We start from the raw sequence: 21,742 nt of genomic DNA, 5'->3' as shown, positions 1-21,742 counted from the left end.
TACTGCCAAATCCACCAAAGCCTGGAACTTTTATAATTATGAAAATGGAACGGTCCAATCTTGCCAATGTGAAGAAATCAGCCTTCACAAAAGGTCGCCAGCTCGATGAGCAGGCGCTGGCAGAGGTCCGCGAACTCCTTGGAAATCAGGAACTTCGGCGCGACCTTCTGATAGAATTCCTCCATCTCATTCAGGATCATTACGGCTGTGTGAAAGCAGCCCACATGAACGCCCTGGCGTCCGAGATGCGTCTGTCCCAGGCAGAAGTCTACGAGGTGGCGAGCTTCTATCACCATTTCGACATTGTAAAAGAAGGTGATGCCGAACCGGCTCCAATCACCATCCGCGTCTGCGACTCGCTCTCCTGCGAACTGGCCGGATCAAAGGCCCTGGAAGAGGCTTTGAAAGCGGGAACCGACCCATCACAGGTCCGCGTTGTCCACGCTCCTTGCATGGGTGCCTGCGATGTGGCTCCGGCTGTCTCCATCGGCAAGAAATCCGTTGGCAATGCGACCGTTGAGAACGTCCTTTCCTATGTGACTGCGGGCGACACCAAGCCGGTCATTCCTGACTATACCGATCTCGACGCCTACAAGGCCGAAGGCGGCTATGCGCTGTTTGAGAAGGTCCGCTCCGGTGACGTTACCGGTGATGACCTGATCGCGACACTTTCTGACGCTGGTCTCAAAGGTCTCGGTGGCGCCGGTTTCCCGGCTGGCCGCAAATGGGGCTTTGTGAAGTCCTATGAAGGCCCGCGCCTGATGACCATCAACGGCGATGAAGGCGAGCCCGGCACATTCAAGGACCGTCATTATCTTGGTCAGGATCCACACCGGATGCTTGAAGGCGCGCTGATCGCCGCCCATGCTGTGGAAGCTGAACGGATTTATATCTATCTGCGTGACGAATATCCGGAAATTGCGGAAGTTCTGAAAGCCGAGATTGCCAAACTGGATGAAGCAGGCCTTACCAGGGAAGTTGGCTTTGAGCTGCGTCGCGGTGCTGGCGCCTATATCTGCGGTGAAGAATCCGCGATGCTCGAATCCATCGAAGGCAAGCGCGGCCTACCGCGCCACCGGCCTCCTTATATCGCCGAAGTCGGCCTATTTGGTCGCCCGACGCTGAACCACAATGTGGAAACCCTCTGGTGGATCCGCGACATCGTTGAAAAAGGCGCTGACTGGTTCGCATCACTGGGCACAAACGGTTCAACAGGCAATCGCTCCTACTCCGTGTCCGGTCGCGTTAAAAATCCGGGCGTCGTTTTGACCGCAGCCGGTTCCACCGCTCGCGATCTGATCGAAGCCTGTGGCGGCATGGTCGAAGGCCACACCTTCAAGGCCTATCTCCCGGGCGGTCCGTCCGGTGGCATTCTGCCGGAAAGCCTTGGTGATGAGCCGCTCGATTTCGGCACCATCAACAAATATGGCGCGTTTGTCGGCTCTCATGCAGTTGTCATCCTGTCCGATCAGGACAACATCAAAGATGCCGCGCTGAACCTGCTGCGTTTCTTTGAGTATGAAAGCTGCGGCCAGTGCACACCGTGCCGTGCCGGGACCGAAAAAATGGTCAAGCTGCTTGAAGAGAACGAGCTGGATGAAGATCTGATCAATGAACTCAGCGATGTGATGCGTGACGCATCCATCTGCGGCCTTGGTCAGGCTGCTCCGAACCCGGTTGGGCATCTGCTGAAATATTTCGCGGAGGATTACAAATGAGCGACACGGTAAAATTCACGCTCGACGGACGCGAAGTCGAAGCTTCCAAAGACGAAACCATCTGGCAGGTGGCCAAGCGCGAAGGTGTCGCCATCCCGCACCTCTGCCACAAAGATGCGCCGGGTTACCGGTCTGACGGCAATTGCCGCGCCTGTATGGTGGACATTGAAGGCGAGCGCGTACTGGCCGCGTCCTGTATCCGTATGCCGACTGACGGCATGGTGGTGAAAACTGAAACAGAACGTGCCTCGAAAGCACGCGAGATGGTGTTCGACCTCCTCGCATCCGACCAGCCAAAGCGCGAAGAGAGCCCGGATCCGGATTCCGATTTCTGGAAATGGATCGACGCCATGAACATCGACGATGGCAAGGTCGGTCGGTTCTCGCAGAAAGAACGGATCGCTCTGGATGAATCCAACCCGGCAATTGCCGTGAACCTGGATGCCTGTATCGCTTGCGGTCTCTGCGTTCGTGCCTGCCGTGAAGTTCAGGTCAATGATGTCATCGGCATGGGCGACCGTGGTCATGGCGCTCATCCGATCTTCGATTTCGGCGATGCCATGGGTGACAGCACCTGCGTGACTTGCGGTGAATGTGTGCAGGCCTGCCCGACCGGCGCTCTGTTCGAAAAATCCCTGATGGACGAGACCAACACCAAGCGTGAGGTTTATGCCGAGAAAACCGTTGATTCCGTCTGCCCGTTCTGCGGTGTCGGCTGTCTGACATCGGTTCACGTCAAGGACGACAAGATTGTCCAGATTGACGGGCGCGACGGTCCTGCCAACGAAAACCGCCTCTGTGTGAAAGGCCGTTTCGGCTACGATTACATTCACAATCCTGATCGTTTGACCGTGCCGCTGATCCGCCGTGATGATGCGCCGAAAGATGCCCAGATCAGGATGGATCCCTCCAATCCTTACTCGGTCTTCCGTGAGGCGACCTGGGAAGAAGCCATGGAGAAGGCCGCTTCCGGACTGAAGGCCATTGCGGATCGTGAGAGCGGTCAGTCTCTCGCCGGATTTGGCTCTGCCAAGGGCTCAAACGAGGAAGCTTACCTCTTCCAGAAATTCATCCGCCAGGGCTTTGGCACCAACAATGTGGACCATTGTACTCGCCTCTGCCACGCGTCCTCCGTTGCTGCTCTGATTGAAGGCATCGGATCAGGGGCCGTGACGGCTCCGTTCACCGCAGCCCAGGATTCCGATTGCATCATCATCATCGGATCCCGCCCGGCGCAGAATCATCCGGTGGCTGCAACCTATCTGAAGCAGGCCAAGAAGAACGGCACCAAAGTGATCGTCATGGATCCGCGCGGACAGCAGATGTCCCGTCATTCCGACTATCACCTGCAGTTCAAGTCCGGTCGCGATGTGGCCATGCTCAATGCGATCCTGAATGTGATCGTCACAGAGAAACTCTATGACGAGCAGTATATTCAGGCCCATGTGGATGGCTTTGAGTCTCTCAAAGAGAAGATCGTCGACTTTACACCTGAAGCGATGGAGCCGATCTGTGGCATCGAAGCCCAGACATTGCGCGAAGTCGCCCGGATCTACGCGACCTCCGAACGCTCCCTCATCTTCTGGGGCATGGGTGTTTCTCAGCACGTGCACGGCACGGACAATGTCCGCTGCCTGATCGCCATGGCACTGATCACCGGCCAGATCGGTCGTCCGGGCACAGGCCTTCATCCGTTGCGTGGCCAGAACAACGTTCAGGGCGCATCTGATGCCGGTCTCATTCCAATGATGTATCCGGACTACCAGCACGTTGAGAAAGAAAACATCCGCAACAATTTCGAAGACCTCTGGGGTCGTCCGCTTGACCAGAAGCGTGGCCTGACGGTTGTCGAAATCATGGATGACATTCTCGCTGGCGGTATCAAGGGCATGTATGTGATGGGTGAGAACCCGGCCATGTCTGACCCGGACCAGAACCACGCCCGTGCCGCTCTTGCCAAGCTTGAGCATCTGGTGGTGCAGGATATCTTCCTGACAGAAACCGCCTGGCATGCGGATGTGATCCTGCCAGCCTCTGCGCATGCTGAAAAACTCGGCACCTTCACCAACACGAACCGTCAGGTCCAGATTGGTCGCCCTGCCGTCTCTCCTCCGGGCCAGGCGCGTCAGGACTGGGAACTGATTGTGGAACTGGCGAACCGTGTTGGCCTCGACTGGCAGTATGACGGCATCCCGGCTGTGTTCACCGAGATGGCATCCACCATGAAATCTCTGAACAACATCACCTGGGACCGTCTGGACCGTGAAGATACCGTCACTTATCCGGTTGATGCACCTGACAAGCCAGGTAACGAGATCCTGTTCGGCAATCACTTCCCGACTGAAGATGGCCGCGGTCGTATCGTTCCTGCCGACCTGGTTCCGCCAGATGAGCTGCCGGATGAGGATTATCCGTTTATCCTGACCACAGGCCGTCTGCTTGAGCACTGGCATACGGGCGCGATGACCCGCACATCAACGGTTCTCAATGCCATCGAGCCTGAGGCTATCGGTCACCTGAACCCGGGCCAGCTTCGCAAGCTTGGCGTTCGCGCTGGCGAGATGCTGAAAGTCTCGACCCGTCGTGGTGAGGTTGAGTTGATGGCCCGTGCTGACCGGGATGTGCCAGACGGGATGATCTTCATTCCGTTCTGCTTCACCGAAGCTCCGGCCAACTTCCTGACCAACCCGCAGCTTGATCCATACGGCAAGATCCCTGAATTCAAGGTCTGCGCCGCCCAGATCGAGCCTGCAGCTGCCCAGGAAGCCGCTGAATAGGCACGACGCCTACAGAATCATTCTGAAACGCCCGGAGCAAAACAGCTCCGGGCGTTTTTGCATCGTTTAGATTGCGCCGGGTGATGCAACTCTGTCACATATCGTAAAAAACAACCGATTTTCTATCGTGATCAATCTCAGGCCCCGTAAGGACATTGATATCGATTATGAAGGTCTGTACGTTGTGTTCAAATTGTAGCATTCGAGGGACAATTTAATGACACGCGGGTTTGCTCTTTCAACCATTAGTGGATTGGCTTTTCTGGCGGCTGCAGCTCTGCCAGCCCATGCTGGTGAGCCTCACGATTGGTCCGGTTCTTACTTTGGCATCAAGGGCGGCGCAGCCTTCTCAGACACAAAGGTGACTGATGGAGGCTCTATTAGCAATTCTGACAATGGCGGCACAATCGGCATTCTGAGCGGCTATAACTGGCAGCAGGGCAATTGGGTTTTTGGTATCGATTCTGATAGCTCCTATTCTTCTCTGGACACAAGTTTTGGGGCGGCTTCTGTCGAGACCAAATATATTGGAACAACCAGGGCTCGAGTCGGTTACGCTTATGACCGCCTCCTCCCTTATGTTACAGCTGGCCTGGCCACTGCCTATGTTGACGCCACTGCAGCGAGCGGTGAAAGCGAAAGCGAATTTCTCTATGGTTTCGCAGTTGGTGGTGGCGTTGAATGGGCAATCGACGATACCTGGCAGCTTCGTGCGGAATACCTTTACATAGATTATGCTGAGGAAGATTTCCGGTTCACGGGCGGCATCGCTGAAATCGATGTGGAAGACGTGCACCTTGTCCGCGTCGGCATCAGCATGGACACAGACTGGGTTCTGGACAGCCTGCTTGGCAACTGATCCCGTCTCCATCGAGATAAAACGGAAAACCCGCCAGACCATAAGGCCTGGCGGGTTTTCTTTTACTTGTTTTCAGCGCTTATCTTTCCGTCTCCACTGCATACCTCCGGTATAGATCGTCATGTAATTCACAATTTTTACTAGTATTTATTCAAGTTACTCAATTTTCTATTTTATTGTATTGTCCGCATGCGCATACGAAGAAAGGATGGGGTTTTTAAAACTAGTTTTTTGAGGTTATTCATGAATAATTTTCTTTTACTTGCCGCATTTTTCGGCACTTTTTTAATTTCAAACCTGACAATCAACGCAAATGCTGAAGAACCCTACGACTGGTCCGGTTCTTATTTCGGCATCAAGGGCGGAGCGATATTTTCCGATGCGAACATAACCAACAGCGTCATCAGTTCCGGCACTCTTCACAATGCAGCGGACGGTGTCACAATCGGCGTTATGAGTGGTTATAATTGGCAGCATGGCCATTGGGTTGTCGGGATTGATACCGACTTCTCATACTCATCATTGGAGGATGAGTTTGCCGGTTCTCTGTCGTTAGATACCAACTATATTGGCACCATCCGTGCCCGTGTTGGATATACTTATGATCGTTTTCTTCCTTATGTAACAGCTGGCCTAGCCACATCTTATGTAGACGCCACGTCGGTACTTGCGGCCACTAACTCTTCCCTATTCCTCGGCAGCAAAGGCGATTTCCTGTATGGTTTCACAGTTGGTGGTGGTGTTGAATGGGCTATCGATGACACATGGAGGGTTCGCGCGGAATATCTCTACGTGAACTACGAGGAAGACAGTGTTGACTTTCCAGTGTTGCCACTCAGGGCGACATTTGATGAGCTGCACCTTGTCCGCGTCGGCATCAGCATGGATACAGACCAGGTTCTGGATGGCCTGTTTGGCGGCTGATCCCCTTCATATCTGATAAAATAGTGAACCCGCCAGACCGTAAAGCCTGGCGGGTTTTCTGTATCTGGCTAACAGGTGTCAGACAGGCATCAGGCGCGACTTATGCCGCGCGTACTTTGCCGAGGAAGTCCGATACCAGATTACGGAGACCGTCGGCCTGCTGCAGCACTTCCTGAGACGCGCTCAGAACCTGACCGGCAGACTGGCTTGTTTCGGAGACAGATGCGGTCACACCATCCATGTTCTGCACCACATTCTGCGTACCCATGGCTGCCTGCTGCACGTTCTGACTGATCTCAACCGTAGCCGCGCCTTGTTGCTCGACAGCAGACGCGATGGAATTGGTAAACTCGTTCACCTCACCCATGGTCTCGGCAATCCCCTTGATGGCATCGACAGCTTCGCGAGTGGAACCCTGAATACCTGAGATCTGAGAAGAAATTTCTTCCGTCGCTTTCGATGTCTGGTTCGCTAGTTCCTTCACCTCCGACGCAACAACCGCAAAACCTTTGCCCATTTCACCGGCACGTGCGGCCTCAATCGTCGCGTTCAGCGCCAGAAGATTGGTCTGCTCGGCGATATCCTGAATGAGGCTAACCACTTCACCAATCTTCTGAGCAGCCTGGTCAAGGCTTGAAACCGTTTCATTGGTGGATTCAGCAGCTGCTGTTGCATTGGCCACGATTGTCTTTGTCTGGCCGACCTGGCGACTGATTTCCTCGATGGACGCAGACAGTTCTTCAGAGGCTGATGCAACAGTCTGAACATTGCCGGATGCTTCTTCGGAAACAGTGGCCACCGTTCTGGCTCGACCGGATGTATCTTCCGCAATTCCCGTCAATGTGCGGGCTGTCTGCTCCATCCGCTCAGAGTTATCACCGACGGTCTGAAGCGCAGACTGGACATTGCTGTCAAAGTCACGAACCAATGCATCAATCTGGGCCTGACGTTCACCGCGTGCTGCCTGTTCCTGGCTGGCCTGGCTTTCAAGGCGCTGCCGCTCAATAGCATTGTCGCGGAATACCTCCACGGCCCGGGCCATACCGCCAACCTCGGTTTTCAGACCTACAAAGGGCACCTGAATATCAAGTTTGTCCTGAACCAGATCATCCATTGCCTGACGCAAGGACCGGAGACGGTTATTCATCAGAGATGCAATCAGCAGACCCGTTCCGATGGCAAGCATCGTAATGAAACCGAGCGCAGCCCAGACCACAGTGATCGACTCATCGCGAAGCGCCTGGCTTTTTCCGTAGAATTCATCACCCTTTGTGTTGGCAAAATCGAGCAGTGCGCCAAGGGCCGTGTTGATTTTCTGCACATGCTTGGCTCCCTTGCCCTTGGTAATTGCGGCGGCGCCTGCCTTATCACCTGCCCGGCGGAGCTGGATTACTTCGTCCCGGATGACTTTCCAGTTTACAAAGGGCTCATAGGCATCGCGCACCATCTGCGGATTACCAAGAAAGCGCTCACGGACCACTTCAAAATGCTTCAGAGCCTGGGCTTCATACTGGTCAACCAATCCACTCGCTGTCGCGATCTGGCTGTCATCAGCGGCCAGAGCCACATCCTTCATGGAACGGTGCATTGCTACCATATTCACCTGAATATCCCGCAGGTTGGTGCCGACGGCGTAAGGATGTTTGTAAAGTTTCTCGGTCTGGGTGGCCAACCGGTTCATTTCAAGATTGGCGAAAAAACCAAAGCCGACAATTGCCGCAACCACAAGGCCAAAGCCAGCGAGCAGCAGTTTGGTCAATGAAAATCCATTCAAGACATTCGTCATCATCAGAAAGCCCCAAGCTAATGAAGGTCTAATTCTTTTATTCAGAATGTTCTGAATTTATGGATAAACGTTTAATCAGATGCGCTTTCGGTAACTTATATTACCGCAAGAAATTCCTGGAAATAATGGCGGGCGTAACGATCAAGTCAGTTGTAGTTGACGCTTCTTCCGAGTAGGTTTCAGACAATCGTCATCATCAAGGCCTTTACATCCAGATGCCCGACTACGACTACCGAACGCAACGCCTCTATGTGGATCATCCAATGACTGCATCCGCAGAGGTGGCGCTGGATCGCGCTCAATCCAACTATCTTCTCAATGTGCTGCGTATGGGCGAAGGTGCAACAGTTCTGACCTTCAATGGCCGCGATGGCGAATGGCTGGCCCGCATTTCCATTGTCGGCAAGAAACAAACCCAGTTGATCCTGGATCATCAGACCCGGCCACAGCCGGAAGCCAACTCCCTCACCTATTACTTCGCACCTCTGAAACATGCCCGCCTTGACTATATGGTTCAGAAAGCGGTCGAGATGGGAGCCGGGCATCTGCAGCCGGTATTCACCCAGCATACACAGGTCAACCGGGTCAATCTGGATCGCATGCGCGCCAACATGATCGAGGCTGCAGAGCAGTGCGGCATTCTTGCCATCCCGGACCTGTCGGAACCGGTCAAGCTCACAGAACTGCTCGCCACATGGTCTTCGGATTGGGGCCTCATCTTCTGTGATGAACGCGATGACGGCGCGCAGCCTGCTGATATTCTGAACGCACTTCCCGAGAAACCGCTCGGCCTGCTGATAGGTCCCGAAGGCGGCTTCTCTTCTGAAGAACGAGCCCTGCTTCGAAGCCAGACCTTCGTTACACCGCTACCGCTCGGGCCTCGTATCCTTCGTGCCGATACCGCTGCAGTAGCCGCTCTGACTCTGCTGCAAAGCACACGCGGCGACTGGTAGTTCTTAAGAACTCCTTTCCAAAATAACAACTTACGGTTATTATTAGCCTGTTACTGAATCACTAGACGGGCGGCTGGCGATCATGAGCGAAGCAACACGAAAACGCCTTTTGGACGTTGGGGTCGATACCATTCGGCGATCAGGCTATAGCGGTGTCAGCATCAAGGACATTGTCAAGGAGGCTGGTATTCCAAAAGGCTCCTTTCACTACTATTTCGACAGCAAAGAGGCTTTTGGTCTGGCGATTATCGACCATTTCGGTTTCCTGCTGGGAGAGAAACTGGTGGAGCCTGTTCTGGCTGAATCGGGTTTGTCCGCCTATGACAAGCTACGGCTGTTTTTCAGACGCTATAGCCAGCTGATGGAGGCTGAAGGCTATCAGACCGGTTGTCTGGTCGGCCTTCTGGCTATGGAGATGTCGGGCTCAAGTGAACATATTCGCATGCGCACGGTAGAAGGCTTTGCCAATTTCAGCGCATTTCTGTCGACCCTGATCATGCAGGCTCAGGCACAAGGTGATATTGACCAGACGCTTGACCCGACCGAGCTCGCCTCCTATCTGGCCGATACATGGGAAGGCTCTCTGCTGTCCATGAAAGCCGAGCGCAGCGACCGGGCTCTCAAGACTTTCGACCGCATGGTTTTTGATGTCTTTCTCAAACGTCAGGAACCGGCAGAACCTGCACTGTCCTGCGCTTCCTGATGCAGCCAATCGGCGACCGTCTGCGCTGACGGTCGGAGCCTGGATTGCGCCTGAACCAGATAATAGCCGGAATTATGGCTGTCATTCTCCCAAAGGATATGCAGATGACCAGCCTTGATATCATCTTCGATAAACAGGCGTGCCGTGGCTGCAATCCCCTGCCCCTGCCTCAACGCTGAGAGAACCATATAGCCTGGTAAGTGCGTAACACGGGCACCGTCGGCTGCTTCAAGCCCCTGCTGTCTCAACCAGAGCTGCTGCTCCTCCGTTCCAACTTCCTGTAGCCAGGGGTAGCGCGCCAATTGATCGCCCAGTGGCTCTTCCTCATTGGGCAGGAAGTCCCTTATTCCCGCGATAACGAACACTGTGGGCATCAGCCATGTTGATGCTGTATCCGGCCAGTCACCGGAACCAAACCGAATCGCAAAGTCATGATCACTTGTCTTGAGATCGATCAGGGCTGTGGATGGGTGAATCATCAGATCCACATCAGGATGGGCGTCACGGAATTTACTCAGGCGCGGCATCATCCAGTCAGACGCAAAACTCGGTGTCATGGTAATACTCACCGGTCGAACACTGTCCTGCGCCAAGACACGCTTCACAGCCTGGGACAATGCAGAAAAGCCGTCATTCAGATCATGTGCGAATGATTGACCCAGGGCCGTCAGCTCAACACCTCGCCCCCGACGTTCGACAAGACCAAGTCCCAGATGCGCCTCCAGCGCCCTGACCTGCTGAGCGACAGCAGCATGGGTTACATTCAGTTCCCGCCCGGCGGCAGAGAAGCTGCCGTGCCGTGCCGTTGCCGCAAACGCGCGCAAAGCCGAGAGTGATGGCAGATAGTCGCTCATGACATTAAACTTAAACTTACATATTGATTAAATTTCCTGACTGGAAATCTAGCATCTCTTTCAACATATTTTCAATATGAACTTACAAAACAGGAGAAAGACATGCTGACGCTCTTCTCAACATCTATACTGACCGCTACACGGCTGGATGCGTTTGAACATCATGGCCAGAGCCCAAATCATCCGCCGGGGCAAGCAGCAGACAAAGCGAACCATCCGAAGGCTGGCAAAGCGCGTTGGCGCTTCTTCAGACGATAGCGCCGTCGGACGCCATCCGGGCAACAGGGTGAACAAGACAGATTTTCATCATCAGGGAGGCAATGGATCACCGCCGGGCCTCCCGCCCTTTATCGGAAGCGCTCGCAAATTTGTGAGCGTTTCTTTATGACATCGCCTCGGGCGAAACGAAGTTTCCTCTTGCCAAGTCTTCTCGAATACAGTTTGTCTCTGAACAAGATCCGTCCCAAATGGGGCATAGTCAGACTTCACCATGCGGAACTTCATCCATGGCTCGTGATCAATCCAATGAAACACCTCTCACCTCTCGCGACCAGCTCATTGGCGAGCTTGAGGCCGGCTGCAAACCGAAAGAACGCTGGCGCCTGGGAACCGAGCATGAAAAATTCGTTTTCCGCATCAAGGATCACAGCCCTGTAGCCTATGACGGTGAGAACGGCATCCGCCGCCTGCTGGAAGGTATGGAGGGCCTGCTAGGCTGGGATCGCATTGACGATCTTGGCAATATTATCGGATTGGCTGATCCAAATGGCGGCGGCGCGATCTCTCTGGAGCCAGGCGGTCAGTTCGAGCTGTCCGGCGCTCCTGTGGAGACAATTCACGATACGTGCCGTGAAGTACATGGACATCTGGCCCGGCTGCGCGAGATCGGTGATGCGCTCGGTATTGGCTTCATGGGTGTCGGTGCCAGCCCGATATGGTCCCGTGCACAAACGCCCGTCATGCCCAAGTCGCGCTACAAAATCATGACCAACTACATGCCCAAGGTCGGCACCATGGGTCTGGACATGATGTACCGCTCCTGCACAATCCAGGTTAATCTGGATTTCGCCAGTGAAGCGGACATGGTGAAGAAAATGCGGGTCAGCCTGGCGCTACAACCCATTGCCACTGCACTGTTTGCCAACTCACCATTCCTGGATGGCAAGCCAAACGGCTTCCTCTCCTATCGCTCGGAAATCTGGCGGGATACGGACAATAACCGCGCAGGCATGCTGCCTTTCGTGTTTGAAGAGGGCTACGGCTTCGAACGCTATGTGGACTATGCCCTGCAGGTGCCGATGTATTTCGTCAAGCGTGGTGAAACCTATCATGACGCGACCCACATCACATTCCAGCAATATCTGGATGGAGCCATGCGGGACCAGCTCCCGGCAGGCGATGAGCCGAATGAAGGTGACTGGGTCAATCACCTGTCCTGCATCTTCCCGGAAGTGCGCCTGAAGCGTTTCCTTGAAATGCGCGGCACAGATGGAGGCCCATGGCGCCGGATTTGCGCCCTGCCTGCTCTCTGGGTCGGTCTCCTCTATGATTCAACCGCCCTTGATGCGGCCTGGGATCTGGTGAAGGACTGGACTGACGAGGAACGGCAGGCACTCCGCGATCAGGTTCCGGTAACAGCCTTGAAAACGAAATTCCGTGACACCACAGTGCACGCAATTGCGGATCAGGTGGTCGATATCGCCCGCGAAGGCCTGAAAGCCCGGAATCGCATCAGCGAAGCCGGATTTGACGAGACCCAGTATCTGCATGTTCTGGAAGATATCGTTGCCCTTGGCGAGACCCCGGCAGAGGAAATGCTGAAACGCTATCATGGCGACTGGCAGGGCGACCTCGAACGGGTCTTTGAGTGCTACGCCTACTAGGCTTGATCTTTACTCGATTCGAAGGGGCGATCATATCGATCGCCTTTTCTTGAATTACGCGATTATACGTATGTAAGAATACTTATTTCAAACTAAAAATCGAATATCCTGCCCAGAAAATTGCGAAACACCCAAGAAAAAGCGGTATCATAATAACTCTCTACACAATGATACTTACTTCAAAATCGCTACCACAATACCGCTTAACCCGTATTTCGTTATCTTTTGCATTTTATTAAAGTTCTCAGCAGTACAAATCTGGACAGTATTTACTTGGAATCCAGTGGAGACCCTCCATGCGTGCCGTTTTGCTGAAATATCGCATCGCTGCTCTCTTTTTGCTCGCTTTTGTCCCAATGCTCTATTTTTCCGGCAGCGAGCTTAGTCGTTCCTATGAAAACTGGTCAGACGCCAAGAAAGTGGAGAAGCTGTCTCAGTTTGCGCCTGTGTTGAGCGCTGTGGTTCATGAACTGCAGAAAGAACGGGGCCGTTCAGCGGGCTTCATCGGCTCCAAGGGTGCCAAGTTCTCCGACACACTACCCCGGCAGCGCGGTGACACGGACAAGGCCATCGCCAAATATCAGGCAGCCTCAAAAGCCGTCGATTTTGCAACAATCTCGCCAAAGCTTGAAACCTTGATTGTGGACGTGAATGACCGGCTGTCCAAGCTCTCCACCACGCGCAGTCAAGTGGATAGTTTTTCGCTGACCGTGGGGCAGATGGCCAAGTATTATACATCCACCATTTCCACCATGCTGGATGGCATCGGCATTATGGGCCTCTCCAAATCGGATGCGGTTCTGTCCCGCGCAATTACGGCCTATGATGCCCTGCTGCAGGGCAAGGAACGCGCCGGGATTGAGCGGGCCATGGGTGCTGCCGGTTTTGGCAGTGGAACCTTCAAACCCGCCATCTATCAGCGTTTCGTTAAACTGGCGGCAGCCCAGCAGACCTATTTTGATGTGGCCTATCACAATGCCACATCGGCAGAGCGCACCTTCATGGATGAAGTAATGAGCCGACCGGTCATGGAAGAGGTCACCAGGGCCAGACAGATCGGTTATCAGTCCGCTTTCGGCGGCTCCGTAAGCGCCATCTCGGGACCTGCCTGGTTTGATCTTTCAACCCAGCGCATCAATATGCTCAAGGAAATTGAAGATCGCCTCGGGCAGGATCTGGTGACGCTTGCCTGCGATCTGGCCATTGTACATGGCTCAACGCTCATCACCGTGTCGATCATCACTGGCATCATTACCCTGCTGGGTCTGGGTGTTGCCATTCTTATCTTGAGATCCGTCTCCGGTTCAGTTTCAAGTCTTCTGTCAGATACGAAGCGTCTGTCGGAGGGTGACACCAGCGTTGCCTTTTCTGAAGCGCGTTACTCCGATGAAATCGGCCAGGTCGCCCAGGCTATCCTGAGTTTCAAGGAAACGGTGATCGAACAGCAGAGACTGCAGGAACTGACCGAGACCGATCAGGCCAGAGCCGCCAAGCGGCAGGCCAAGGTGACTGATCTGATCCAGTCCTTCGAAACCAATGTGTCCAGCGTGCTTGATACAGTGGACCAGGATACACATTCCATGCAGTCGACTGCGGAGCAGCTGAGCTCCCTGGCGCGTGATGCAGCAGGCCAGGCCAACGCGGCCAACTCCAGCTCCGACGAAGCCTCAGCCAACGTACAGACCGTTGCAACAGCTGCAGAAGAACTGGCTGCATCCATTGAAGAAATCAGCCGACAGGTTGGTGAGACGCGCACCATGGTAGCCAATGCCTCTGATGCGGCCAGCTCGACAAACGAGAAGGTCTCTGAGCTTGATCAGGCCGCCCAGAAAATCGGTGAAGTGGTCAATCTCATTCAGGATATTGCCGAACAAACCAACCTGCTGGCCCTCAATGCCACCATTGAGGCAGCCCGTGCCGGTGAGATGGGCAAGGGTTTCGCGGTTGTTGCCTCCGAGGTGAAGGAACTGGCTAACCAGACCTCCAAGGCAACCGAGGAAATCTCCTCGCAGATTTCCGGAATTCAGGGCTCCACCAGGGATGCGGTTGAAGCCATTGAAGCCATCGCCAACACAATGACTGAGGTCAACCAGTACACCAATTCCATTGCAACAGCCGTAGAACAGCAGGGTGCTGCAACCAGCGACATCAGTCGCAACGTACAGCTTGCAGCAACGGGCACCCAGTCAGTCGCAGACAATATTGCGCTGGTGACATCTGTGGCATCCGAGACCGACAGCTCTGCAGGTCAGGTGTTGAACACATCCCGCTCTGTTGCAGAACAGACCGGATCACTCCGCAACACCGTTTCTGACTTCCTGAAAGAAGTGGCCAGCGCCTAAACTCAGAATCCAGTCATCAAAAAGCCGGGTCTCTACGAGGCCCGGCTTTTTTGTGTTGCTACTCTATTCAGGCGAACCCGAGCCAGATGCCAAGCAGTGCCGTCAGCCAGCCAAGACCACGGGTCAGTCGGGCAGCGCGTTTGCCCTGGCCTGTGAATCGGAACAAGAGCAGGGCGACACCGAGGCCGATTGCATGCAGGATGGCTGTCGCAGCTACAAATCCGGCGCCATATTCAAGCGCAATCGCATGCCCCATTTCCGCACCATGAGCATGGCCGTGAAAGACTGCCGCTGTCGCCACAATGGCTTCAGCCATGCCCTCTCCTGGCCGAATCGCCATGGCGACCAGACCGCCAAGACCGATAACGGACAGCAGAATCATCGGCTCGACAAAAGGCAGCGGCACACCGCTCAGAGCCACCAGAAACCCGGCAACCATGGCAGCAACAAAAGCTGTTGGCAGGGTCCAGAGTGCACTTTTGCCCAGCAATCCGCCCCAGAGGCCAACGGCCACCATCACCAGCAGATGATCCGGGCCAAGCAACGGATGGCTGAACCCGGCCATGAAGGAGCTGTGGTCCAGCGGGTTGAAATGAGCGAATGCAGGGGAGGAGAACGCTGCAAGCATGGCAGCGGCAACAAAAACCGACTTCATCTTATGTCCCTCATTTGGTCGACATGATGCTCCTGAATGGATCGCATCAAAGCACTGGCAGGCCAGCGCCTCTCAAGTTCTTAACGGATCTTGCCACAAAGGTCCATCAGACGTATGACAGGCTGGGGAAACACGCGGAATGAGAGCGGGGGCTCTTTTCGTTTCGCCTGAGTTAATGAGGATAGAGTGCTGCGGGGCTTTCAGGCATTTGACACGGCCGGGAAAGGCGGATTCCTTTTGGGATCTGTCCTTGTGGTGCTGTCATCGGTCGGCTTTGGCTCAACACCTCTCATGGTGTCGCTGGCCCATGACGCTGGTGTCGGGGCTGAAGCCATCGCTTTCTGGCGTTCAGCCATCCCAGCCCTGTTCATGTTCGGCTATCTGTTTGGCGGCACCCATGCTAAACGGCTTGTCTTCTCAGGCATCGCCTGTGGCGTCATCATGGGGCTTGGGAATGTGGCCTATTTCAAGGCCCTGACACAGGTTCCCGTGACCTCGGCAGCCTTCATCTTCTATGCCTATCCGGTTCTGGCCCTGCTGTTTGGCTGGCTGTTCTTCCGTCAGACACTGACATGGATCCACGGCCTGTCCGGTCTCCTGATCCTGTCCGGCGTTGCCCTCGCCCTTGGGCCAATCACTATACCGTCCCACCTGGTTCCGGTGCTGACGTTGGCGCTGATCGCGCCGCTGGCTCAAGGGTTTGCCATTAATCTGATCACAGGGGTCCTTGCGCCTCTGCCAATTTCAACGCGGCTCGGCAGTCTGTCTCTGGGCAATATGCTGGCCGCCCTGCCCTTCATGCTGCTGTCCAGCTCCGCCGTTTTGCCAGACGGCACCAATGGCACATTGGCCCTGGCAGCACTTGGCCTTGTCGGCGTTCTGGTCCCCGCTTTTCTGTTTGTTGCTGGTGCACGCATGACCGGACCGGCCTTTGCAGGCATTCTGTCCGGTGCTGAATTCGTTGTTGTCCTGGCAGGCGGATGGCTGATCCTGAAAGAACCGGTTCTCGGGCATCAGGTGGCTGGCGCTCTACTGATTATCGCGGCCTCTCTGGTGACCGGCTGGCCCCGCCATACGGCCCGCTCGCAGGCCCCGGACACATCCATATCCGGCCAGTTCGGTGGCAACCGCTTTGGCAGTCCGGATCAGGACGTTCTTCTGCCGCTCATGGTGGACCTGCTTCCACAACGCTTGTGGGAGACAGCTCAAACGAGACCCCAGCGCAACCCGGCAGAATGGGGTCTGGAGGACAGGCTTCGGGCGCTGGAGGCGCTGACCCATGATGGAGAGAGTCTCGATTCCGTTGCCGCCCGATACAAAATCGATCCGCGTCTGCTAGCACTCTGGAAATCGCGTTTGCTGGAATACGGGCTGACGGGACTTGCCGTTGATGAAGCTCTCCTGCGTCCATCGGACGTGGAGGAGATGGAAAACCGCATTCATGACCTTGAACGGGAAGTCCATCAGCGCAAGATGGAAAACACCATTCTGCGGGACGCCCTCAGCCGCCAGCATCAGGGGACACAGCATCAGGGCGCTCGACATCTGGGCACAGGCACACCGCCGGCGAACCCGACCAAACAGCCTCCGCCAAGGGGCCGGTAGCCTTAGCCAGCCATACTATTCTGCGGCAGCGGCCTCGAATGTAAGGTTATCCAGAGTAGCGATAATATGCTCGGCCAGGGCATCATGGACCCGGTCCGTTGCCAGCGTTGCCCTCAGAATGGCGATATCACACGGAGGAAGTTCCGGATAGCCATCCCGTTCCCTCAGGATCCGCATTTCCGGCATAACCGCACTTTCCGGCAGAACGGCAACAGCCAGTCCGGCGAGAACCGCGCCCGACAAAGCATAGGCGCTGGCACTGGAATACGCGATCCGGTGATCCCGCCCCTGAGCTTCCAGAGCGGCTATGGCCTTGGCCCGCCAGCAGCAGTTTCTTGGTGCAACGGCCAGAGGTACAGGATCGCTACAGTGCGCTGTATGATGGGCAGACGTCACCCAGAGAAGCGGCTCGCGGCGAATGATACGGCTGCCGATCTGGGTGTCACCATGGGTCACAATTCCAAGATCAAGATCACCATCCTGAATACGCCGGGACACCTCGTTGCTGTTGATGCAGGTGACATTGACCTCGATTGTTGGATGGGAATTGGCAAAAGCAGCCAGAATACAGGGCAGAAGCCGTGGTGCGTAATCATCCGGCAACCCCAGACGCACTGTGCCAGACAGTGCTTCTTCAGAGAATGCCGCAAAGGTCTCGTTGTTGAGCGCCAGCATTCTGCGGGCATAATCAAGCAGCAGATGCCCTTCACCTGTCAGCCGAGACTGGCGGCCATCACGAACAAAGATGGGCTTTGCCACTCTCTCCTCGAGACGGCGCATCTGCATGGATACCGCAGACTGGGTTTTGTTTACCCGCTCAGCAGCCCGAGTAAAGCTGCCTGTATCCGCGATGGCAACGAATGTCTTGAGCTGATCAAGATCGAGAAGATAGGACATCGGACGACCCATTATTTATTGTGATGATTTATATTAGAAACATTCATTTGATAAATCAATAAAGCTGCGACATATTCTCTTCATGACCTCTCACAAACCCGATTGAACTCGGGCCACGCTTCCGGCGCGACGCCTGCAGCGGGCCTGCCGTCAAGGGACTCGTCCGGAGTCTCTTGTCATCACCGCCCTGCCGAATTCCCAAACAGGATTCCCAAGATCGGCAGGACACAGGAAAGGAGACTCCGATGTCAATGCATGACACCCTTTACACCCCAACCGCTTCCCGGCGGCCAACGCTTATCTCGTCTCTCTTCGCTGTATTGGTGCGCGCCGCGAAACAGACCGTCCGTCCACTGTGGAACCGCCGTCATCTGCCACATCTGGAGACACTTGATGAGCGTATGCTGCAGGATATCGGCTTGCGACCGGAAGATCTGGCTCAGGCCAGACTGTCTGATCTTGGTACGGACCCGACAACTGTACTGAGCGATGCGGCTCGCCGCAATCAGCGCCAGTCTCTCTAAAGCGCGTTGCGTCAGAAGAGTTCCCCAAAGAAGTCCTCAGAGAAGTCTTCTGGCCAGTTCTTCAAAGTTCTTCAGGCACCCTTATGCCCTTGGAACCCAAATTCCTCGCGGGTTCCACAACCTGGCCCGTCAGTTCTGCTGACGGGTCTTTTTTGTCTTACGCCAAACGGCCTTCAGTCTGGTTTTATAGAAGATCAGGACCCGGTTGCGCGATCAAACATCGCATTCAGCTCACGGAAATAGCTTTCCTGCAAAGCGCCACCGGCTTTCATCATTTCAGACAGTGGATCCTGCGGATCGCCCTTGCCCTCTTTTGCAGATTTTCCGTTATCCTTTGTGCCGAGAAAGCCCTCCATAAAACTGGACATGGCTTCAGCAAAGGGATTGTAGCTCGGCAGGCCTTCGGGCATTTTCAACTGGCCGAATTCAAGAACCCGGCTGGCGAGCTTATCGAGATTGCCAGCGTCCCGCTCGGGCATATCAAGCACCTTGGCCAGATGCGCTGCAACCATGGTGGTGAAACCGGATTGCAGCCGACGCACCGGGTCCGGCTCGAAACCGCACATGCGGGCAACCCAGTCGGCCATGGTGTTTGCCGATGCGTTTGATCCAAACAGCATGGGGAAAAGGGATTCGCCATCACGGAACCCGCCAGCAGTGAAGGCCGAGGCCGGGTCCTGGATGTAACGCGAGAACCGCGCCAGGTTCGCCGGATCAGAAAAGCTCTTCAAAGCATCAGGGTTGGTCGCCAACCGCTGCAGGGCCAGCGTAAACACCGGAGCAAAAGCAGCCGCTGAACGGGCAATCATATCCGGTGAAAAAGCATTGTTCGCCGACAGGGTTCCAAGCCCGGCCTGCCTGAGAGACTCATGAAGCCAATCGAACGGTGTGGTCATTCCTGAACTCCCCGGTGAATCGATATTCCTGCTTATACCACACAGGCTTAGCAGATCATAGAGAACGGCCCAGTACCGCGAGCCGCTCGCTGGCTGTAGGATGCCAACGGGGCTGGTAGCCTTTTGCCAGAACGCCCATGACGGAGGGTGGCGTCAGAACGGTGACAGACCCGCACTGCCTGAACGGCTCCGCATCACCATACCCATCCATGTACCAGGGCAGCAGTGTATTACACGCAACGGCATAGACCTGACCGGCCTGCTCTATGAGAGTTCCGTCGGGAAGTGTCGTCGCGATGGCCTGATGGCGGCGCTTTGCCCGGCCGTCAAGGCGTTCATCATGCAGGATCCGGTCCATTTCCCCTGCACTTGCCCGACCGTCCTTCTCCAGAACATGCTGGCCAAACAGCCGGGCAAACCGCAGGGAATCCTGACGGCGGCACTCAAAGCAGGGTCGATGGCCAGCGGCCAGAGCCGTAACCTCATCAAGAAAGAACAGCTCGGTATAGCTCTCTCCCATCACTTGCCTCTGACGCCCACGAAAGTCCATCTCGCAACAGATCCACGCACGTGAGGACCAGCGCCGTTTTGCAAGCTCTCTTGTCGCCGGATCATGAAGGCGCCCACCCCGATTGCCCATCAATGTGCCGCGGGCCTGATGGCGCACAATCTCACCATCCGGTTTAACCCTGTTTTGCAACGGCGAGGTCATTACGGTCCTTTCACGGGTTTTGCGCTTTGACGCACCGTTTTTGGCGCTGTAAGGAAGTCTCTCCATCAAAGAGGACGTCATTTATGACCGCAAAGCAAGCTCTGCTGTTCGCTCTGGCCATTCACAACAGGCTCTGGAAGGACCTTGGCCTTCTGATCGGTGGCGTGGTTCGCCATCCACACCCGTCAGATGGAGAACGCCGGTTCGGCCTGCTTGATCTGGTCAATTATGCAATCGGCCTCTTTGTCATCTGGTTTGTCATTGCCATTCTGTTTGACGAGGCTGCCGTGCGATGGGCTCGCGCGCTCGACCCCGACACCCGCGGGTTTTTCGACGCGATTACCGATATCGCAAAATCAGGGCCCTATATCGCCCTGAGCGCAATCGCGATGATTTGCCTGACTGACATAAGGATTCGTACTGATATACCGTCAATTCGACAGGCAGCACAGCAGATCAACGCTCTGGTCGCCTTCTGTTTTGTCTGTGTTGCCGGTTCAGGTCTGCTGGTTACACTGCTCAAGCGGCTTATTGGCCGGGCCAGACCAAAGCATATGGACGAGCATGGTGTCTTTGCCTTCGACCCGATCGCATTTGACGCCAGTTTTGCCAGTTTTCCCTCAGGTCACGCCACAACCGGGGTCGCTTTGGCGGTGGTTATCGCCTTTCTTATCCCCCGTTTGACCTTCGCTGCAGCAGCCCTTGGGATCACCTTAGCCGTAAGTCGTGTTGTCGTAGGGGCACACTACCCGAGTGATATACTGTTTGGCGGCTTATTTGCTCTTGTTTTCTGCGCCCGAATGCGTTCTACTTTCGCGCAACGCGGCTGGTTGTTTACAGTCGGCAGAGAGGGCACCTATCACAAAAGACAGGGCCTTGGGGAAAGCTGGATTACAATTTGGACGTTGCTGACCGGAAAAATCCGGCAGCAAAAGTAGATGACGACGGCTTAAGGTCCGGACGGGGACGATATGAACAAAGGTCTTTTGAGCGTAACAGCTCTGGCAGGTCTGTTGGCAATGGCAGCTCCTGCGCATGCAGAATTCCAGTTTTCTGCATATCTCGGTGGCAACCTGGTTCAGGATGACGATGTAACCCTGACATCACCGAGTGCCAATTTCTCCGGCAATGTTGATTTTGATGGAGAGTCATTCGAATTCCCGCCTTACTGGGGTGTTCGGGGCACATACTGGTTTGAAGATCCAGCTTATGCCGGATGGGGTGTTGGCGTTGATTTCGTTCATGCCAAAGCAGCAGCTGATCCAGTTCCAGCTCCCTTCACAACACTGGAATTCACTGACGGCATCAACATCCTGACGGCGAATGTTTTCTATCGCTATCAGAATGAGACACGCTACACGCCATATGCTGGCGTCGGTGTTGGCCTCTCAATCCCGAATGTCGAGGTTGCCGCAGGCGGTCCGGAAACGGACGAATACCAGGTTGTTGGCGTGGCCGCGCAGGCTCTGGTTGGTGTTGATATCGCGATCTATGAAGACTGGTCTGTCTTCGGCGAATATCGCTTCTCTTATTCCGATGTTGATGCAGACCTGAATGGTGGCGGGTCTCTTGAAACCGATCTGCTGCTGCATCACTTCGCAATCGGCGTATCCTACTCTTTCTAAGCGCTGATCACAGACGATATTCAAGCCCG

Annotated in this window: 18 protein-coding genes; 12 read left to right on the top strand and 6 right to left on the bottom strand. The window is 55.0% G+C overall.

Annotated elements, in window-relative coordinates:
• Positions 1–44 precede the first annotated feature (44 nt).
• The 4 genes from RA157_RS11700 to RA157_RS11685 all read left to right on the top strand — a co-directional run bounded on the left by RA157_RS11700 (position 45) and on the right by RA157_RS11685 (position 6,278).
• Complete coding sequence (locus RA157_RS11700) at positions 45–1,718, top strand: NAD(P)H-dependent oxidoreductase subunit E (protein ID WP_434058501.1); 1,674 nt, start codon at positions 45–47, stop codon at positions 1,716–1,718.
• Positions 1,715–4,495 (top strand): formate dehydrogenase subunit alpha, encoded by a 2,781-nt coding sequence (gene fdhF, locus RA157_RS11695; RefSeq protein ID WP_350333303.1) that lies wholly within the window; start codon positions 1,715–1,717, stop codon positions 4,493–4,495. Before RA157_RS11700 ends, fdhF begins: the two co-directional genes overlap by 4 nt.
• Positions 4,496–4,712: 217 nt before the next feature.
• A complete protein-coding gene (locus tag RA157_RS11690; RefSeq protein WP_350333302.1) occupies positions 4,713–5,354 on the top strand; it encodes an outer membrane protein in 642 nt (213 codons plus the stop codon).
• 243 nt (positions 5,355–5,597) lie between these two features.
• Positions 5,598–6,278 carry an outer membrane protein gene (locus tag RA157_RS11685; protein ID WP_350333301.1) on the top strand — a complete coding sequence of 227 codons (681 nt, stop codon included), beginning with the start codon at positions 5,598–5,600 and terminating at the stop codon, positions 6,276–6,278.
• Between the two features lie 100 nt (positions 6,279–6,378).
• On the opposite strand, the gene RA157_RS11680 is transcribed toward RA157_RS11685, so the two are convergent.
• Entirely contained in the window at positions 6,379–8,067 is a 1,689-nt protein-coding gene (locus RA157_RS11680; protein ID WP_350333300.1) for a methyl-accepting chemotaxis protein, read from the bottom strand.
• Positions 8,068–8,279: 212 nt separating this feature from the next.
• On the opposite strand from RA157_RS11680, the gene RA157_RS11675 reads away from it, so the two are divergent.
• Together RA157_RS11675 and RA157_RS11670 are read left to right on the top strand one after the other, a co-directional pair.
• Positions 8,280–9,017 carry a 16S rRNA (uracil(1498)-N(3))-methyltransferase gene (locus RA157_RS11675; RefSeq protein ID WP_350333299.1) on the top strand — a complete coding sequence of 246 codons (738 nt, stop codon included), beginning with the start codon at positions 8,280–8,282 and terminating at the stop codon, positions 9,015–9,017.
• An 82-nt stretch (positions 9,018–9,099) separates the two neighbouring features.
• Positions 9,100–9,720: a TetR family transcriptional regulator C-terminal domain-containing protein gene (locus tag RA157_RS11670; protein WP_350333298.1), complete on the top strand. Its 621-nt coding sequence runs from the start codon at positions 9,100–9,102 to the stop codon at positions 9,718–9,720.
• Here the strand turns inward: RA157_RS11670 and RA157_RS11665 are convergent.
• Entirely contained in the window at positions 9,681–10,574 is an 894-nt protein-coding gene (locus tag RA157_RS11665; protein WP_350333297.1) for a LysR substrate-binding domain-containing protein, read from the bottom strand. The two genes, RA157_RS11670 and RA157_RS11665, sit on opposite strands and share 40 nt — an antisense overlap.
• 506 nt (positions 10,575–11,080) lie before the next feature.
• On the opposite strand from RA157_RS11665, the gene RA157_RS11660 reads away from it, so the two are divergent.
• Complete coding sequence (locus RA157_RS11660; RefSeq protein WP_350333296.1) at positions 11,081–12,457, top strand: glutamate--cysteine ligase; 1,377 nt, start codon at positions 11,081–11,083, stop codon at positions 12,455–12,457.
• Positions 12,458–12,753: 296 nt separating this feature from the next.
• On the top strand, positions 12,754–14,799 hold the full coding sequence (locus tag RA157_RS11655; protein WP_350333295.1) for a methyl-accepting chemotaxis protein: 2,046 nt from the start codon (positions 12,754–12,756) through the stop codon (positions 14,797–14,799).
• 67 nt (positions 14,800–14,866) lie between these two features.
• Here RA157_RS11655 and RA157_RS11650 read toward each other — a convergent pair whose 3' ends face one another.
• Positions 14,867–15,454 carry a HupE/UreJ family protein gene (locus RA157_RS11650; RefSeq protein ID WP_350333294.1) on the bottom strand — a complete coding sequence of 196 codons (588 nt, stop codon included), beginning with the start codon at positions 15,452–15,454 and terminating at the stop codon, positions 14,867–14,869.
• A 186-nt stretch (positions 15,455–15,640) separates the two neighbouring features.
• Between RA157_RS11650 and RA157_RS11645 the strand changes: the two genes are divergently transcribed.
• Positions 15,641–17,059 carry an EamA family transporter gene (locus RA157_RS11645; RefSeq protein WP_350333293.1) on the top strand — a complete coding sequence of 473 codons (1,419 nt, stop codon included), beginning with the start codon at positions 15,641–15,643 and terminating at the stop codon, positions 17,057–17,059.
• A 15-nt stretch (positions 17,060–17,074) separates the two neighbouring features.
• Here RA157_RS11645 and RA157_RS11640 read toward each other — a convergent pair whose 3' ends face one another.
• Complete coding sequence (locus RA157_RS11640) at positions 17,075–17,956, bottom strand: LysR substrate-binding domain-containing protein (RefSeq protein WP_350333292.1); 882 nt, start codon at positions 17,954–17,956, stop codon at positions 17,075–17,077.
• Positions 17,957–18,201: 245 nt separating this feature from the next.
• Between RA157_RS11640 and RA157_RS11635 the strand changes: the two genes are divergently transcribed.
• A complete protein-coding gene (locus RA157_RS11635; RefSeq protein ID WP_350333291.1) occupies positions 18,202–18,480 on the top strand; it encodes a hypothetical protein in 279 nt (92 codons plus the stop codon).
• A 194-nt stretch (positions 18,481–18,674) separates the two neighbouring features.
• Here the strand turns inward: RA157_RS11635 and RA157_RS11630 are convergent, their stop codons facing one another.
• A complete protein-coding gene (locus RA157_RS11630) occupies positions 18,675–19,376 on the bottom strand; it encodes a hypothetical protein (protein WP_350333290.1) in 702 nt (233 codons plus the stop codon).
• A gap of 55 nt (positions 19,377–19,431) precedes the next feature.
• Complete coding sequence (locus RA157_RS11625) at positions 19,432–20,088, bottom strand: hypothetical protein (RefSeq protein WP_350333289.1); 657 nt, start codon at positions 20,086–20,088, stop codon at positions 19,432–19,434.
• 83 nt (positions 20,089–20,171) lie between these two features.
• On the opposite strand from RA157_RS11625, the gene RA157_RS11620 reads away from it, so the two are divergent.
• Both RA157_RS11620 and RA157_RS11615 read left to right on the top strand, forming a co-directional pair.
• On the top strand, positions 20,172–21,026 hold the full coding sequence (locus tag RA157_RS11620; protein WP_350333288.1) for a phosphatase PAP2 family protein: 855 nt from the start codon (positions 20,172–20,174) through the stop codon (positions 21,024–21,026).
• 33 nt (positions 21,027–21,059) lie between these two features.
• On the top strand, positions 21,060–21,713 hold the full coding sequence (locus RA157_RS11615) for an outer membrane protein (protein ID WP_350333287.1): 654 nt from the start codon (positions 21,060–21,062) through the stop codon (positions 21,711–21,713).
• Positions 21,714–21,742 lie beyond the last annotated feature (29 nt).

This window comes from Coralliovum pocilloporae (assembly GCF_030845175.1).
Lineage (GTDB): Bacteria > Pseudomonadota > Alphaproteobacteria > Rhizobiales > Cohaesibacteraceae > Coralliovum > Coralliovum pocilloporae.
The sequence above is the reverse complement of the archived record's forward strand: the minus strand, read 5'-3'. Positions and strand labels throughout refer to the sequence as shown.

Bases quoted from the DNA above. Each gene is read 5' to 3' on its own strand.
- RA157_RS11700 (WP_434058501.1), top strand. From the start codon at position 45: ATGGAACGGTCCAATCTTGCCAATGTGAAGAAATCAGCCTTCACAAAA.
- fdhF (WP_350333303.1), top strand. From the start codon at position 1,715: ATGAGCGACACGGTAAAATTCACGCTCGACGGACGCGAAGTCGAAGCT.
- RA157_RS11690 (WP_350333302.1), top strand. From the start codon at position 4,713: ATGACACGCGGGTTTGCTCTTTCAACCATTAGTGGATTGGCTTTTCTG.
- RA157_RS11685 (WP_350333301.1), top strand. From the start codon at position 5,598: ATGAATAATTTTCTTTTACTTGCCGCATTTTTCGGCACTTTTTTAATT.
- RA157_RS11680 (WP_350333300.1), bottom strand. From the start codon at position 8,067: ATGATGACGAATGTCTTGAATGGATTTTCATTGACCAAACTGCTGCTC.
- RA157_RS11675 (WP_350333299.1), top strand. From the start codon at position 8,280: ATGCCCGACTACGACTACCGAACGCAACGCCTCTATGTGGATCATCCA.
- RA157_RS11670 (WP_350333298.1), top strand. From the start codon at position 9,100: ATGAGCGAAGCAACACGAAAACGCCTTTTGGACGTTGGGGTCGATACC.
- RA157_RS11665 (WP_350333297.1), bottom strand. From the start codon at position 10,574: ATGAGCGACTATCTGCCATCACTCTCGGCTTTGCGCGCGTTTGCGGCA.
- RA157_RS11660 (WP_350333296.1), top strand. From the start codon at position 11,081: ATGGCTCGTGATCAATCCAATGAAACACCTCTCACCTCTCGCGACCAG.
- RA157_RS11655 (WP_350333295.1), top strand. From the start codon at position 12,754: ATGCGTGCCGTTTTGCTGAAATATCGCATCGCTGCTCTCTTTTTGCTC.
- RA157_RS11650 (WP_350333294.1), bottom strand. From the start codon at position 15,454: ATGAAGTCGGTTTTTGTTGCCGCTGCCATGCTTGCAGCGTTCTCCTCC.
- RA157_RS11640 (WP_350333292.1), bottom strand. From the start codon at position 17,956: ATGTCCTATCTTCTCGATCTTGATCAGCTCAAGACATTCGTTGCCATC.
- RA157_RS11635 (WP_350333291.1), top strand. From the start codon at position 18,202: ATGTCAATGCATGACACCCTTTACACCCCAACCGCTTCCCGGCGGCCA.
- RA157_RS11630 (WP_350333290.1), bottom strand. From the start codon at position 19,376: ATGACCACACCGTTCGATTGGCTTCATGAGTCTCTCAGGCAGGCCGGG.
- RA157_RS11625 (WP_350333289.1), bottom strand. From the start codon at position 20,088: ATGACCTCGCCGTTGCAAAACAGGGTTAAACCGGATGGTGAGATTGTG.
- RA157_RS11620 (WP_350333288.1), top strand. From the start codon at position 20,172: ATGACCGCAAAGCAAGCTCTGCTGTTCGCTCTGGCCATTCACAACAGG.
- RA157_RS11615 (WP_350333287.1), top strand. From the start codon at position 21,060: ATGAACAAAGGTCTTTTGAGCGTAACAGCTCTGGCAGGTCTGTTGGCA.